This window comes from Paraburkholderia sp. PGU19, assembly GCF_013426915.1.
Lineage (GTDB): Bacteria > Pseudomonadota > Gammaproteobacteria > Burkholderiales > Burkholderiaceae > Paraburkholderia.
On the sequence record NZ_AP023180.1, the window covers coordinates 584,881 to 601,408 of the forward strand.

At 62.7% G+C, this 16,528-nt stretch carries 6 protein-coding genes; 5 read left to right on the forward strand and 1 reads right to left on the reverse strand.

Translation table 11 applies throughout. The annotated features are described in order from the left end of the window. Positions 1-3 precede the first annotated feature (3 nt). The 5 genes from cobN to H1204_RS20260 all read left to right on the forward strand — a co-directional run bounded on the left by cobN (position 4) and on the right by H1204_RS20260 (position 15,394). Positions 4-3,801 (forward strand): cobaltochelatase subunit CobN, encoded by a 3,798-nt coding sequence (cobN, locus tag H1204_RS20240; protein WP_180732432.1) that lies wholly within the window; start codon positions 4-6, stop codon positions 3,799-3,801. Next, positions 3,798-4,838, forward strand: a complete 1,041-nt coding sequence (locus tag H1204_RS20245; protein ID WP_180732433.1) for an ATP-binding protein — start codon at positions 3,798-3,800, stop codon at positions 4,836-4,838. The genes cobN and H1204_RS20245 overlap by 4 nt, the downstream gene beginning before the upstream one ends. 29 nt (positions 4,839-4,867) lie before the next feature. Continuing rightward, on the forward strand, positions 4,868-5,509 hold the full coding sequence (locus H1204_RS20250) for a VWA domain-containing protein (protein ID WP_180732434.1): 642 nt from the start codon (positions 4,868-4,870) through the stop codon (positions 5,507-5,509). A 565-nt stretch (positions 5,510-6,074) separates the two neighbouring features. Further along, the gene (locus H1204_RS20255; protein WP_180732435.1) at positions 6,075-14,186 is read left to right on the forward strand and encodes a YadA-like family protein; all 8,112 of its coding nucleotides are present in this window, start codon (positions 6,075-6,077) and stop codon (positions 14,184-14,186) included. A 50-nt stretch (positions 14,187-14,236) separates the two neighbouring features. Then, on the forward strand, positions 14,237-15,394 hold the full coding sequence (locus tag H1204_RS20260; RefSeq protein ID WP_180732436.1) for an OmpA family protein: 1,158 nt from the start codon (positions 14,237-14,239) through the stop codon (positions 15,392-15,394). 104 nt (positions 15,395-15,498) lie between these two features. Here H1204_RS20260 and H1204_RS20265 read toward each other — a convergent pair whose 3' ends face one another. Then, the gene (locus tag H1204_RS20265) at positions 15,499-16,452 is read right to left on the reverse strand and encodes a flagellar brake protein (protein WP_180732437.1); all 954 of its coding nucleotides are present in this window, start codon (positions 16,450-16,452) and stop codon (positions 15,499-15,501) included. Positions 16,453-16,528 lie beyond the last annotated feature (76 nt).

Consider the following 16,528-nt stretch of genomic DNA (forward strand, 5'->3'; position numbering starts at 1 on the left):
GCGATGCATCTGCTGCGCACCGTCCCCGGCGGCTTCGTCGACGATACGAAGGGCGTGATCCGTATCGACCAGAAGCCCGCCGATATCGTGATCCTCAGTTCCGCCGACACGACGCTGTCGCTGCTCGCGAGCGTCGTGCCGCGTCTGGGCGACGGTTTTCCGAGCGTGCGGCTCGCGAATGTCACGTATCTGCGGCAGCCGGCTTCCGTGGACTTCTATCTCGACGATGTGTTGCAGCATGCGCGCGTGGTCGTCGTCGATCATCTGGGCGGCGAGGCGTACTGGCCGTACGGGATCGAACAGGTCGTGGCGCTGGCGCAGCGCAAGCAGCAGACGCTGGCGATGTTTTCCGGCGACTTGCAGGAAGACCCGAATCTGCTCGCGCGGAGCACGGCCGACGCAGACCTGTGCCATCAGTTGTGGCGTTATCTGCGCGAGGGCGGCGCGCACAACGCCGAGTCGTTCATGCGCTGCATTGCGTGGCGCGGGTTCGGCTGGGGCAAGGAGCCGGCGCCGCCGAGCCCGCTGCCTGCCGCTGCGCTGTATCACCCCGCGCGCGACATGGCGACCATCGACGACTGGCAGGCGCGCTGGAAGCCCGATGCGTCCGTCGTCGCGATCCTGTTCTACAAGGCCCATTTGCAGGCGGCCAACACGGCCGTATTCGATGCGTTGATCGACGCGCTCGAAGCGCGCGGAATGAATCCGCTGCCCGTTGCGATCACGTCGTTGAAAGACGCGATTAGCCGCGATGTCGTGCAGCAACTCGCCGCACAGCATCGCATCGCGCTCGTGCTGAACACGACGGCATTCGCGGCTTCCGCCATCGATGATCCCGAACCGCTCGCGCTAGCGGGCGACGCGCCCGTGATGCAGGTGATCCTGAGCGGCGGCAATCGCGAAGACTGGGTGAACGACAACCACGGCCTCAATTCGCGCGACATCGCGATGCACGTCGCGCTGCCCGAAGTGGATGGCCGCATCATCACGCGCGCGATCAGTTTCAAGGGGCTTGCGTATCGCTGCCCGCATACGGAAGTGGACGTGGTCCGCTATCAGCCGGATCAGGAACGCGTTGGGTTTATCGCGGAGTTGAGCGAGCGCTGGTGCAGGTTGCGGATCAAAGAGAATGCGGACAAGAAGCTCGCGCTGATCCTCGCGAACTATCCGATGAGCGAAGGGCGCATCGGCAACGGCGTGGGACTCGATACGCCTGCGTCCGTGGTGAACATTCTGACGATGCTGCGCGACGAAGGCTATCGCATCGACGACGTGCCTTCGAACGGCGATGCGTTGATGGATGCCTTGACGCAAGGCGTGACCAACGATCCCGTCGTTCGTGATCTGCGGCCCGCTTTGCAAAGCCTTGCGTTGAGTGATTACATGACGCACTTCGCGCGTCTGCCGCAGTCGATGCGCGACGCTTTGAATGCGAAGTGGGGCCCGCCCGAGCAAGATCCTACTTTGCGGCGCGGGCGCTTCATGATCGCGGGCTGGCGATGCGGACATGCGTTCATCGGTATTCAGCCGCCGCGTTCGCGCGAACAGAACGATTATGCGAGCTATCACGATGCCGAACTCGTGCCGCCGCATGCATATCTCGCGTTCTATTTCTGGCTGCGTCATCAGTTCAATATCGATGCCGTCGTGCATGTCGGCAAGCACGGCAATCTCGAATGGCTGCCGGGCAAGAGCGTCGCGTTGAGCGATGCCTGCTGGCCCGATGCGATACTCGGGCCGCTGCCACATCTGTACCCGTTCATCGTCAACGATCCGGGCGAGGGGAGTCAGGCGAAGCGGCGCGCGCAGGCTGTGATCATCGATCATCTGATGCCACCGCTCACGCGCGCGGAAAACTACGGACCTTTGCAGGACCTCGAACGCCAGGTCGACGAATACTACGACGCGTTGATGGTCGATCCGCGCCGCGCGAAGCTGTTGCGCCGGACCATTCTCGATACGATCGTCAAGCATCGGCTGCATGAAGAGCTGAGTCTCGAAGCACCTGTTGATAGCGATGCGGAAGACTCGTTACTGACGAGCGTCGATGCATGGCTGTGCGAGCTGAAGGAAGCGCAGATTCGTGACGGCTTGCATACGTTCGGGCAATCGCCTGACGGCATACAACGGCGCGACACGTTGCTCGCGCTTGGGCGCTTTCCAGTAGGCGATGGACGGGACGCAAAGGCGGGCATTATCGATGCGCTGGCGCGCGATCTCGGTGTGGATCATCTGTTCGATCCGTTGTCGGCGGATTGGTCGGCGGAGTGGAACGGCCCGCGTCCTGCTCTGTTGCAACACGTCAGCGACGCGCCGTGGCGTCATAACGGCGATACGCGCGAAAGGCTCGAACTGCTCGCGGCGTCCTTGCTCGATGATATGTGCGGGATGTCGCCAGGCGCGTTCTCAACCATAGATGAACTGCCGCAAGCGGCGCGCGTGCTCGAACGATTGCGCGACGATATTCTGCCGCGTCTTGACGCATGCGGCCCGCACGAACTGATGCACCTGAAGCGCGGACTCGAAGGACGCTTCGTGCCGCCCGGCCCGAGCGGCTCGCCGTCGCGCGGACGTCCCGACGTGCTGCCTACGGGCCGCAACTTCTATTCCGTCGATACCCGCGCCATTCCGACGCAAGCGGCGTGGTCGCTGGGGCTCAAGTCCGCACAGACACTGATCGAGCGGCACTTGCAGGAGCACGGCGACTATCCGCGCGCGATTGGCCTCTCCGTGTGGGGCACGGCGACGATGCGCACCGGCGGCGACGATATCGCGCAGGCGCTTGCGTTGATCGGTGTACGGCCGAAGTGGGCGCCGGGCAGTCATCGCGTGACGGACTTTGAAATCATGCCGATTGCGGCGTTCGATCGACCGCGTATCGATGTCACGTTGCGCGTGTCGGGTTTCTTCCGCGATGCGTTTGCGAACGTGATGCATCTGTTCGATGCAGCCGTGCAGGCCGTTGCCGAACTCGACGAGCCCGAAGATGTGAATCCCATCCGCGCGCGCGTGCTGCGCGAGCGCGACGCGTGGATCGCGCGCGGCGTCGCGCCCGAAGAAGCGCGCAGGCGTGCGGGCTTTCGGGTGTTCAGCGCGCGTCCGGGTGCCTATGGCGCAGGTTTGCAGCAGATGATCGACACGCAGCAATGGCAAACGGATGCCGATCTCGCGGACGCGTATCTGTCGTGGGGCGGCTATGCGTACACGCAGAAAAGCGCCGGCGAAGAAGCGCGGCACGCATTCGGCACGCGGCTCGCTGCGATGGATGTGGTGTTGCAGAACCAGGACAATCGCGAGCACGACGTGCTCGATTCGAACGATTACTACCAGTTTCAAGGCGGCATGACGGCGGCCGTGCGGCATCTCGCGGGCAGTCAGCCGCATGTGTATCACGCCGATCACAGCAACCCTGACACGCCGCGCATTCGCACGCTGCACGAAGAGATCGCGCGCGTGATCCGTTCGCGCGTGGTGAATCCGAAGTGGCTGGATGGCGTGAAGCGTCACGGCTACAAAGGCGCGGCGGAAATCGCGGCGACTGTCGATTATCTGTACGGCTACGACGCGACGGCGCGCGTGGTCGCCGATCATCAATACGCGCTCGTCGCCGATGCGTATCTGAACGACGCGGATACGCGCGAGTTCATGCGCAAGCACAATCCGCATGCGCTGCATGGCGTCTGCGAGCGGCTGCTCGAAGCGATGCAGCGCGGGCTATGGCAACAACCGGGCGAGTATCGCGCGCAGGTCGAACAGCATCTGCTGGACAGCGAACAGCACATTGAAGGATCACGATCATGAGCGAAGCCAGCGCGCGGCGCGCGGCCTTTCCGTTTTCTGCGTTGATCGGCCAGGCGCCGTTGCAACAGGCACTGTTGCTGGCCGCCGTCGATCCCGGCATCGGCGGCGTGCTGGTCAGCGGACCACGCGGGACGGCGAAATCGACGGCTGCGCGCGCGTTGGCCGAGTTGTTGCCCGAAGGCCATTTCGTGACGTTGCCGCTCGGCGCGAGCGAAGACCGGCTGATCGGCACGCTCGATATCGAATCGGCGTTGCGCGATGCGTCGGTGCGCTTTTCGCCGGGATTGTTGGCGAAGGCGCATCGCGGCGTGCTGTATGTCGATGAAGTGAACCTGTTGCCCGATGGGCTCGTCGATGCGCTGCTCGACGCGGCGGCGAGCGGCGTGAACACCATCGAGCGCGACGGCGTGTCGCACACGCACGATGCGAGTTTCGTGCTGATCGGCACGATGAACCCGGAAGAGGGCGAGTTGCGTCCGCAACTGACGGACCGGTTCGGGTTGATGGTCGAACTGGAAAACTGCTACGAGCCGCAGATACGTCAGGCAATCGTCAAGGCGCGGCTTGCGTTCGATCTCGATCCTGTTGCATTTCGTGTGTCTCATGCGGCGGACCAGGATGCGTATGTCGCGCGGCTTCGCGATGCGCGCGCAGCGTTGCTGCGTTTGTCGTTCGACGATGAAGTGCATGCGCACGTCAGTGCGTTGTGCATTGCGGCTGGCGTCGACGGATTGCGCGCCGATCTCGTGATGCTGCGCGCGGCGCGTGCGCTGGCCGCGCTCGAACAGGCCGATGCCGTGACGGTCGCGCATGTCGACAGTGTGGCTGAATCAGTGCTGCTGCATCGGCGCCGGCACGATGAGCGTGCCGCGCAGCAGCAGGACGGTTCGTCTGCACTGTCGTCTTCCTCTGCGCAGCATGCTTCAACCGATACCACGAGTGCTTCCGCAGAAGCCGACTACGGTTATCTTCCCCCAGAACCGACAGGCATGACGCGCGTGAAGGGCGTCATTCCACTCAACGCAAAAAAACGCTGAGCCATCGAAAGAGCGCGGCCGCGCGCGCAATGCGCAGCGGTTTTCGATGGCGGCAAGGCGCGGGCGATGCAACGCGAGGCGGTTCGTCCGGCGCGAGACGCATTGCGTGGCCGCGCACGCTCGCGGCAAAGCGCAATGCGCGATTGCGCAGCGAACATCTGCGTTTCGTGCATGAAGAGGCACGCGGCGGCGTGTTGCATTGCTTCGTGCTCGATTGTTCCCATTCGATGCTATCCGGCCAACGGCTGGCGCTTGCCAAAGGGCTGCTCGTCGCGCTGTTCGATCAGGCGCGCGCGACGCGGTCGGAGGTTGCGCTGGTGTGTTTTGGCGGGGTTGGGGCGGATGTGCGTTTCGGCCCGGCTGTGCCGCGCTGGTGGAACGAGCGGTGGCTCGCGCCGGTCGGCGGCGGTGGCGGGACGCCTTTCGTGCTGGGTATCGAAACGGCGTCTGCGTTGCTCGAACGGGCGGCGCGCAAGCATCCGACACAGCAACGCTGTCTATGGATTTTCTCTGATGGCCGCAGCAGCGGCTCGCCCATGCGGCCAGCGGCGGCCGACCGTGTCCAGTTCGTCGACTTCGAGCGTGACAGCGGGCTGCGAACAGGGCGTTGCGCGCGGCTTGCCGACGCGTGGGGCAGCGAGTGCGTCAGGCCGCACGAGTTGCTCAGCTAGACATGCGGCGGGGCCGCGCGTCGACATTCCTGATTTTCTTGATCCCAATCCGAAGCTTGCCTGCGTGCGGTCCAATTGACCGCCGAGACAACGCGATCGTCTTTTAGTAGTCGTTTTTCCTTTGCTATTTCATTGTTGAACGGCCTCGAACTGATTTGATTAGGAATGCAGATTCTAAAGATGAATTTGTAAGAGTTGCGAAGGATAACGCCTACTTTGCATAGAAATTTGCAGGATCGTCTGTGGGCGTTCTTCGAAATTTTCCTTTGAACTTTCCTATTGGGATTGTTCCTATGTCCGGGTATTAACCGTCTCCCATACCGTTCATGACCTGAGAATCGATCGCCCTCAATTGATTGGAAATTCAATCAGTCGGATCGCGCTGTTCTCACTTGTTGCGCGATGAACGCGAACGCGAACGCGAACGCGGCGCGGGTTCGTACTCTTTCGTAGTCGAAAGATGGCGCCGGGCGGATTTTCCGTCGATGTAACAAGGTCCGGCTTCGAATCTCACATGGTTGCCGGGGAGACTCAGGAAATATCTTTAATACAATAAGGAATGCGAATGAATAAGACGTACCGGTCAGTATGGAACGAATCGACGGGAACGTGGGTTGCGGCGCAGGAGAATGCGACGGGTAAAAAGAAAAAGGCGCGATCGATCCTGGCAGGGAGCGCCGGCTTTGTCGTGGCGACCAGCGGGATCATAGGCGTTGGGGTTCTGGGCGCGGCGTCCGCTCAAGCGAGCCAGGTGTGTGTGACGAGCTCGGACGGCAAGGCCAAAGCCAGTTTCTCCTACGCTACGGGAAGCCTGGTGGCAACCGGGTGCGGGGCCAACGCGAACAACATCCTGGCAAGCGGCCATGACTTGGGCATCGTAGAAGCGCAAAGCTCCGCAATGTGGGTCGACGGCACCAGCCAAACGATCAACTTCCGCTCCGGCGGGGCAAACGGCAAGCTCGTTCAACTAACGACGGACGCCCGCCTCACAGGCCTTTCCGCTGGCATCAACGATTCGGACGCAGTGACTGTGTCCCAGTTGAATTCCGCGATTGGAAGTGGCAGCACCAAGTATTTCCACGCCAATTCGACGCAAACCGATTCTCTGGCGTCGGGCTCGGAGAGTATTGCAGTGGGCGTGGCGGCGGTCTCCTCGGGTGCCTCGTCGATTGCACAGGGCGTCATGGCGAGCGCTTCCGGCGATAGTTCGGTCGCGCTCGGCGCGGGTGCGAACGCGACGGGTCCGAAGGCGGTCGCGCTGGGATCGGGCTCCGTCGCGAACTCGTCCACGCTGGGATCCGCTGGCTTCAACCCAGGCAGCACTGCTTTGTCCGCGGGAACGGCGAGCGGCGAACTGTCGATCGGCGGCGTCGGATCGGAGCGCCGGATCACCAACGTGGCGGCCGGCTATAGCGCAACGGACGCGGTGAACGTGAGCCAGTTGATGTCGGAAGATGCGAAGGTGAACAGCGTTTCGAACAACGTGTCGATCCTGAGCAACACCGTCAATAACATTGGCGGCAGCATTAGCAACATCAACAACCAGGTGACGAACATCACCAATGGTGGTGGCATCAAGTATTTCCACGCGAACTCGACGTTGGCGGATTCGGTGGCATCGGGCGTGGACTCGGTTGCAATCGGTGGTGGCGCGCTGGCAAACAAAGCCGGCAGCATGGCAATTGGCGCTAACGCGAAAGCCGGAAATGGCTGGGCGACGGGCGATATCGCCATCGGTAGTGGCGCGCAGGCATTCCTGACTAGCAATACAACGGGTGCCATGCCGAGTGTCGCGCTTGGCTATCAGGCTAACGCAAATGGTGACGGCATCTGGGGGGCGAATACGGTCGTCGGCGGGTACGCAACCGCGTCGAGCTTTGATGCCACGGCGATCGGCTATTCGACCAACGCCAGTTCGAACGCGGTAGCCGTCGGCTATAACTCGACTGCATCGGCGAATTCTGTAGCGATTGGTTACGTCGCGAAAACGACAGGGACCTCGGCGATTGCGCTGGGGCAATCGGCGCTGGCCGCCGGGAATAACGGAATCGCGCTGGGCACGTCGGCGAGCGCGACGACGGCGAACTCTGTTGCGCTGGGCTCGAACTCGGTGGCGAACTCGACGACGCTGGGCTCGGCAGGCTTTGCGCCGGGTGGTGCAACACTTTCCGCTGCAACGGCCTTCGGCGAAGTGTCGGTGGGCGCGTCGGCCAAGGAGCGCCGCATCACGAACGTGGCGGCAGGCTACGCGGCAACGGACGCTGTCAACGTTAGCCAGTTGATGGCTGAAGACGCACGGGTAAATCTCGTCAACAACAACCTGAGCAACCTGACCAACGTCGTCAACAACATCCCGACTAGCGCCAGTCTGAAGTACTTCCATGCGAACTCGACGCTGGCGGATTCGACGGTGACGGGAGTCAACAGCGTCGCTGCGGGTCCGGCGGCGGTGGCGAGCGCAAACAACGCGGTAGCGCTTGGCGCGAACTCGGTGGCGGATCGTGCGAATACTGTGTCGGTGGGTTCGTCGACAGCGCAACGTCAGATTGCGAACCTGGCGGCGGGTACGGCTAATACCGATGCGGTCAATGTGTCGCAGCTTTCGGGCGTGACGCAGGCATTAGGCGGCGGCGCATCGATGAAGGCCGACGGTTCGATTGCGCCACCAACGTATAACGTCTACGGCAATACGTATTCGAACGTAGGTGATGCGCTCGGGAATATTTCGAGTGCCACCAGCAATATTGTTCAGAGTCTGAAGTACATCAAGTTCGGCGATTTCGGCACTGCGGCGGCAGCGCAGGCGTCCGGGATCGATACGATCGCACTCGGCGGGAATGCGAACGCCAGCCAGAACGGCGCTATAGCCATCGGCCGTTCGGCCGTCGCTTCGGCTGTGAATTCAGTGGCACTCGGTTACGGCTCTCTGGCAACCCAGGCCAACACGTTCTCGGTGGGTAATGCGGTCAGCCAGCGCCGTATTACCAACGTCGCGGACGGTATCGATAGCCACGATGCAGCGACCGTTGGTCAGGTGACGACGGACATTCAGGCAGCAATCGCAAATCTGAATACGACGACCAATTCCGGCTTGCTCAAGTCGGCGGTTCGTTCGAGTTCATTGCTGGGTGCTACCCCGACTTCGAGCTTGACTCCGGATCAATTGATCGCGTCGGGCCCATTGACCTCGACCAGCAAAATTGAGGCGTCGGGTACGAACTCGGTCGCAATCGGCCTGAACACATTTGCGACGGCTGACAGTTCCGTCGCGATCGGCAACAACGTGCAGGCATTGAGTCCTGGAGCGGTTGCTATCGGTCAGCAGGCCCATACTGACGGCGTGAACACCGTTGCCATCGGTTCGGACGCATCGGCCCTTGCAGACAACGCAATCGCCATCGGCAACAACTCCACGGCCGTTGTGGCGGGGGCCACGAACGGCGTTGCGATCGGTAACAATGTGACGATTGGCGGTGTCAACTCGATGGGGATCGGCGCAAATATCGTCGCGTCGGGTTCGAACAGCGTCACGCTCGGCTACGGGAGTGCTGACGGTGGTCGCTCTAACGTCCTTTCGGTGGGCAACACCAAATCCGGTGGCCAACGCCAGATCATCAACGTCGCAGCGGGCACGCAAAAGACTGACGCCGTGAACGTGTCGCAGCTCACGGGTGTGACGGCTGCCTTGGGCGGCGGTGCAACGGTGAACACGGACGGCTCGATCAAGGCGCCGACGTATAGCGTGCAAGGCACGACGGCAACTGACGTCGGCACGGCGATTTCGAAGCTCGACGGCGCGGTGTCGAACGTCAGCAACAACGTCACGAACCTCACGCAGAACTTCAACAACGTCGTGAACGGCGGAGGCATCAAGTACTTCCACGCGAATTCGGCGCAGGGAGATTCGTCTGCGTCTGGCGCCGAGTCGGTGGCGATCGGTGGTGGCGCCATCGCGTCGACGTCGAACTCGGTAGCGTTGGGCTCCGGTTCGGTGGCAAGCTCGGGCGCGCTGGGCGTGAAGGGTTTCGCACCGGATAACGCAGCGCTGACGGCTGGAACGGCCTTCGGTGAACTGTCGGTTGGCACATCGGGCAAGGAACGCCGCATCACGAATGTCGCGGCAGGCTACAGCGCAACCGACGCGGTGAACGTCAGCCAGTTGATGGCCGAAGATGCAAAGGTCAACAACGTCAGCAGCAACCTCAGCAACCTGTCCAACGTCGTCAACAATATCGGCACCAACGTGTCGATGAAGTACTTCCACGCGAACTCGTCGCTGAACGACTCGACTGCATCGGGTATCAATGCAATCGCTGTGGGCCCGCAAGCGACGGCAGCAGGCACCAATGCGATCGCGGTTGGCTACAACGCGAGTGCGACGGCAGCGGAATCGGTTGCGCTGGGTTCGAACTCGACGACGACCGCCAACCTGTCGGCGACGGCATATAACCCGGGTAGCGGCGCGCTGCCAGGCACGACGGCATCGGGCGAAGTGTCGGTGGGCAATGGAAGCTTCAATCGCCGCATCACTAACGTGGCAGCCGGCTCGGCGGCAACGGATGCGGTGAACGTGAGCCAGTTGATGGCGGAAAACGCGAAGGTCAACGCCGAAGGCACGGCGACTGCAGCGGCGCTGGGCGGTGGCTCGAGCTACGACTCGACGACGGGCAACATCAGTGCGCCGACGTACACCGCGGGTAACATCGCGTATAACAACGTGGCCGGTGCGATCACGAACATCGACGCGCGTCTCTCGAATATCACGGGCGGTACCGGCGACGGCATCAAGTATTTCCACGCCAACTCGACGCTGGGCGACTCGTCGGCATCGGGCAAGGACAGCGTGGCGATCGGCGGCGCGGCGACGGCATCGACGGCGAATTCGGTGGCATTGGGTTCGAACTCGCTGGCGAACTCGTCGACGCTGGGCTCGGCTGGCTTTGCACCGGGCGGCGCGACGCTGTCGGGCGCAACGGCGTTCGGCGAAGTGTCGGTGGGCGCACAGGGCAAGGAGCGCCGCATCACGAACGTTGCAGCAGGCTATGCAGCAACGGACGCGGTGAACGTGAGCCAGTTGATGGCGGAGGACGTGAAGGTTAACAACCTGAGCAACACCGTCAACAACATCGCGAACGGCGGCGCGAACATGAAGTACTTCAACGTGAGCTCTTCACTCGCAGCCGCATCGGCAAATGGCGCTGACAGCGTCGCGGCGGGTCCGGGCGCGGTGGTGTTGTCGACTGCGAGCGGATCCGTGGCGCTGGGTGCGAATTCGGTGGCGGATCGCGCGAATACGGTGTCGGTGGGCTCAGCGGGCTCGCGACGCCAGATCGTGAACGTGGCGGCGGGTATCCAGACCACCGATGCGGTCAACGTGTCGCAGCTCTCGGGTGTGACGCAGGCATTAGGCGGCGGTGCATCGGTGAAGGCCGACGGCTCGATTGCGCAGCCAATGTACAACGTTTATGGCAATACGTATTCGAACGTGGGTGATGCGCTCGGGAATATTTCGAGTGCCACGGGCAATATTGTCCAGAGTCTGAAGTACATCAAGTTCGGCGATTTTGGCAATGCAGCTGCTGCGCAAGCGAGCATGGCCGATACGATTGCATTCGGCGGGAATGCGAACGCCAGCCAGAACGGCGCTATAGCCATCGGCCGTTCGGCCGTCGCCTCGGCTGTGAATTCGGTGGCACTCGGTTACGGCTCTGTGGCAAACCAGGCCTACACGTTCTCGGTGGGTAATGCGATCAGCCAGCGCCGTATTACCAACGTCGCGGACGGTGTCGACGACCACGATGCAGTGACCGTCGGTCAGATGACGATGGACATTCAGGCAGCAATCGCAAATCTGAATACGACGACCCATTCTGGCTTGCTCAAGTCGGCGGTTGGTCCGAGTTCATTGCTGGGTGCTCCCCCAGTTTCGAGCTTGACGCCGGATCAATTGATCGCGTCGGGCCCACTGACTTCGGCCAGTGTAGTTGAAGCGTCGGGTACGAACTCGGTCGCGATCGGCCTGAACACATTTGCGACGGCTGACAGTTCCGTCGCGATCGGCAACAACGTGCAGGCGTTGAGTTCTGGAGCAGTCGCTATCGGTCAGCAGGCCCATACTGACGGCGTGAACACCGTTGCCATCGGTTCGGACGCATCGGCGCTGGCAGACAGCGCAATCGCCATCGGCAACCACTCCACGGCGGTCGTGGCGGGGGCGACGAATGGCATTGCGATCGGTAACAATGTGACGATTGGCGGCGTCAACTCGATGGGGATCGGCGCGAACATCGTCGCGCAGGGTTCGAACAGCGTTACGCTCGGCTACGGCAGTGCTGACGGTGGCCGTGCCAATGTCCTCTCGGTGGGTAACACCAAATCCGGCGGTCAACGCCAGATCATCAACGTCGCCGCCGGTACGCAGAACAACGACGCCGTGAACGTTTCGCAGCTCGCAGGCGTCGCAAGCGCCCTCGGCGGCGGTGCTTCCGTCAACCCGACGACAGGCGCAATCGTGGCACCCGCATACGCACTGGCGGGCAACACATACGTCAACGTGGCCGCCGCGCTGACGTCGCTGGATACGCGCATCGCTTCGGGTGGCGACCCGCTCGCCGTCGATTACGACAGTTCAACGAAGGACGTCATCTCGCTGAAGGGCGCGACCGGCACGAAGATCACTGGCCTGACGGCAGGTGCATTGAACGCGTCAAGCACGGAGGCCATTAACGGTTCGCAGTTGTACGCGCAGGGCACGTCGATGGCGAAGGCGCTCGGCGGTGGCGCGTCGGTCAATACGGCGACGGGCGAGATCACGGCACCGGCGTACACGTTCGGCGGCGGAACGTACACCAACGTTGCCGACGCCTTGACGGCGCTGAACAACGCTGCGGGTTCGGGTAATGCACTGGGTGTCGTCTACGACGACCAGGACAAGACTCAGATCACGCTGGCTGGCTCAACCGGCACGAAGATCACCAAGGTGGCAGCGGGCGACGTGAACGCGTCGAGCACCGACGCGATGAACGGCACGCAGCTGTACAACGTGGCGGCATCGACGGCTGATGCGATCGGCGGCGGTTCGTCGTTCGATCCTTCGACGGGCAAGATCACGAACCCGACGTTCAACATCGGTGGCAAGACGATCACGAACATCGCCGGTGCGATCACGAACCTCGACGACCGCGTCTATGCGAACGCGACCGACATCACGAACCTGCAAACACAGATCAACGAAGGCGGTATTGGTCTCGTGACGCAGGATGCAACGAGCAGGAACATTCTCGTGGCATCGCAGACGGACGGTTCCATCGTCGACTTCGCGGGCACGAAGGGCGCACGCAGGCTGACGGGTGTGGCGGCTGGCATCGTGAACGCATCGAGCTTCGACGCGGTGAACGGCACGCAGCTGTACAACGTGGCGGTATCGACGGCTAGCGTGATCGGCGGCGGTTCGACGGTGAAGACCGACGGCACGATCAGCAACCCGACGTACATCGTGGGCGGCTCGACGGTCACGACGATCGGCGGTGCGATCACGAACCTCGACGCCCGCGTGTACGCGAACAGTACCGACATCACGAACCTGCAAACGCAGATCAACGAAGGCGGTATTGGTCTCGTGACGCAGGATGCAACGAGCAAGAACATTCTCGTCGCATCGAAGACGGATGGTTCGATCGTCGACTTCACGGGCAAGGATGGCGCGCGTGTTCTCACGGGCGTCGCAGCAGGCACGGGCGACTCCGACGCTGTCAATGTCGCGCAGTTGAAGGCGGCTGGCATCATCAACCCCGATGGCGTGACCAAAACGGCCGTGACGTACGACACGACGACCGACAACACCGGCAAGACGGTGACCGACTACACCAGCGTCACGCTGGGTGACGGTACGTCGACGTCCAAGCCGGTGGCGATCCACAACGTTGCAGACGGCTCGGCCCCGAACGACGCGGTGAACTACTCGCAGTACGCGGATCTGGTGTCGAAGGTCAACAGCATCAGCAACGCGGGTACGGGTGTCGATACGCTGTTCGTCGGCGATGGCGACCGCAACACGGAACAGGCGCAGGCAGGCGGCACGCATGCTACGGCAATGGGTGCGCTGTCGGTTGCGAACGGTCTGCAATCGGTCGCGACGGGTTATGCATCGAGTGCAACGGGCAGTAACGCCGTCGCAATCGGCGCGAACTCGACAGCCAGCGGCAACAATTCGGTCGCGCTCGGCGCAAACTCTGTGGCGTCGGAAGACAACACCGTGTCCGTCGGTTCCGCGAGCCAGCAACGTCGCGTCACGAACGTCGCAGCGGGTACGGCAACCACCGACGCAGTCAACGTCGGCCAGTTGAACGACGCGATCACGAACGCCAGCAACAACACGGTGAACCAGGCGGTTCAGCAGTCGAACTCGTACACCGACAGCCAGTTCAACAAGATGAACGACAAGATGAACTCGCTGGGTGCAGCGGCGATGGCAGCGACCTCGTTGATCCCGAATGCGCGTGCGGAAGGCAACTTCCAGATGTCGGCGGCAGCGGGCACGTATGGCGGGGCGGCAGCCGTCGCCGTCGGCGCGAACTACTGGGTCAACGATCGCGTCCTCGTGAACGCACACGTGACGCGCGCCACGGGCAATGGTGCCAACACGGGCGCGTCGGCAGGCGTGACGATCGGCTTCTGATGGCCTGATGCGTCCGCCGCGCGATGAGCGCGGCGGACGTGGAGAAATCTATGACAAAACCAACATTACGCGGGACCGCGCGCTTCACGTTTGCTGCGACGCTCGCCGTTGCGCTTGCAGCGGCATTCGCCGCGCCTGCCGCGTTTGCTTTCCCGGCCAGCATCAAGAGCCAGGCCGAGGCGCTCATGCCTGCCGCGCAGAAGATCGCGGACCCCTATCGTCGCGGCGTGGCGGAAGGCTTCCTCGAAATCGCTGAGCGTCAGGACAGTCAAGTGCTCGTTTCGCGCGTTTATAACAATGCCGCGCAACGGGCATTGGGTAACGCGCGCTACCTGATCGACCAGAGCGTGCCGTGGGAGCCGCTGTACACGGCAAAGAACTGGCCCACGCGCGACAAGTGGGTGCAGGCAATCCGCGCCATCGAAGCAACCAACGCGCGGGCCTCGGCATCGACGTGCAAGGGCGAGTCGGCGGGCCGCTTGCTTGCCCTCACCGACGAAGTCTGGAAGGAGCAGGACGAAACGCATGGCACGCGCTGGGTGCACGGCTGGGAAGCGATCGAGCGCGCGCAGAAGCTGAGCGTGCAGGTGAATCAGGAGCTCGATCACTGTGCGCCACCGCCGCCGCCACCGCCGCCTGTCGTCGAATCCGCCAGGCCGATCTCCTTGTCGGCCGACGCGCTGTTCGATTTCGACAGCGCGAAGCTCAAGCCGGACGGCATTACCGCCGTCGATGCGCTCGCAACGGATCTGAAGCGCGCGCAATCGATCGACGTCGTCACGGTGATCGGCTACACGGACCGCTTCGGCTCGGCCGCGCGCAACCGCGACCTGTCGCGGCGTCGTGCGCAGGCTGTAGCGGACGCGCTTAAGGAACGCGGGCTGAACCCCGCGCGCTTCGACGTGCGCGGCGCGGGATCGACTGCACCGATCGCGACCTGCCCGGGACGGAAATCCGCTGCTGTGATCGCTTGTCTGGCGCCGAATCGCCGCGTCGAGATTCGCGTGAGCGGGCAGTCTGTTTCGGCAGTGCCGGCTGCGCCCGCCGCGCCGCAGTCACCACGGCCGCAGCAGATGAAACAGGAGCAACAGCAGCAATCGCTACAGCAGTCGCAATCGCAACAGCTCCAGTTGCAGCAGCTTCAACAGCCGCCGCAGCGACAACAGTGGCAGATGCCGCAATCGCTGCAAAAAGCACCAACGCAGTAATAGCGCTCACGCGGGCCGCCGACGTCGAGGCGGCCCACAAGCCAAACGGCCCGGTCACGCAAATGACCAGGCCGTTTTTTTATGCGCGAGTGCAACGGCAAGCGTTACTTCGGTCCGCTCGTCCAGAAGATCACATCGTCGATCCGGTCGAACACATAGACTTTCAGCGCCATCTGCTCGACCTGGTTGATCTGGTCGAACTCGATGCCGTGCGTGGCGGGATCGCCGGCTTTCGAGCCGGGCTGCACGTTGCGGATGGTTGCCGTGGTTTCGATCGGCGTCTCCATATCCTTCGAGCGCAGCGTGAATGCGACGCGGATGCGCTTACCCACGTCACCGACCGTCCACGGAGCGGAAAACGACATGCCCATCGCGCTCACGCTCTGCACGAGGCCGAGGCTTTCATAGCCCGAGCCTTGCGCTTCGACGCTGAAGCGCAGCGGCAGGCTCGCGCGCACGCGCACCGACTTGCGCTCGCGCAGCCGGCGGACCACGCCCGGCTTGGACAGTACGAGATAGTGGAACGGCACCTGGCAGACGGAATCGACGGTGCAGACGAAGCGGAACACCGCCTGGCTCGCAATCGCGACGATCTCGACGTTCTCGCCGACGGAAAGCGCCATCGGCTTGCCGTCGACGAGCGGCGGCGTGACGAACAGCGACTCGTTGGGCGCAAAGCCGATGATGCGCGACGGATGCATCGGCGCGCCCATGCCGACCTGCGAGCGCACGCCGATCAGCGCGCCGATCGTCAGATGCATGTCTTTTAGCGCGAGCGCTTCGGCGTCGCCTGGCTTGGCTGCCGACTGCGCGGCGGGCGTGCCGTCGTCGTTCGCGGTGTCCAGATCGCCGCGCTGCGGCTTGAAATGCTGGAACAGGAAGCGGTGCTCGTCCGCGCCGATTACGATCGCGCCGCGATCGAACAGCAGCGCGCCATCGCTGTCGATAATCGGAAATTCGAGCGGCATGCCGACGGGCACGGCATCGGGCGAAAGCTGACGCGCAGCGGTGACAGGGGCGCTCGCGTCTGTGTCGACGGCGTCTTCACTGGTTTGCATGATGGGTGATAAAGCGGTGACCGGACATAACTGTTGTATACGTCGCGCCTTGAAAAAACTTTAGTTAATTTTCTTA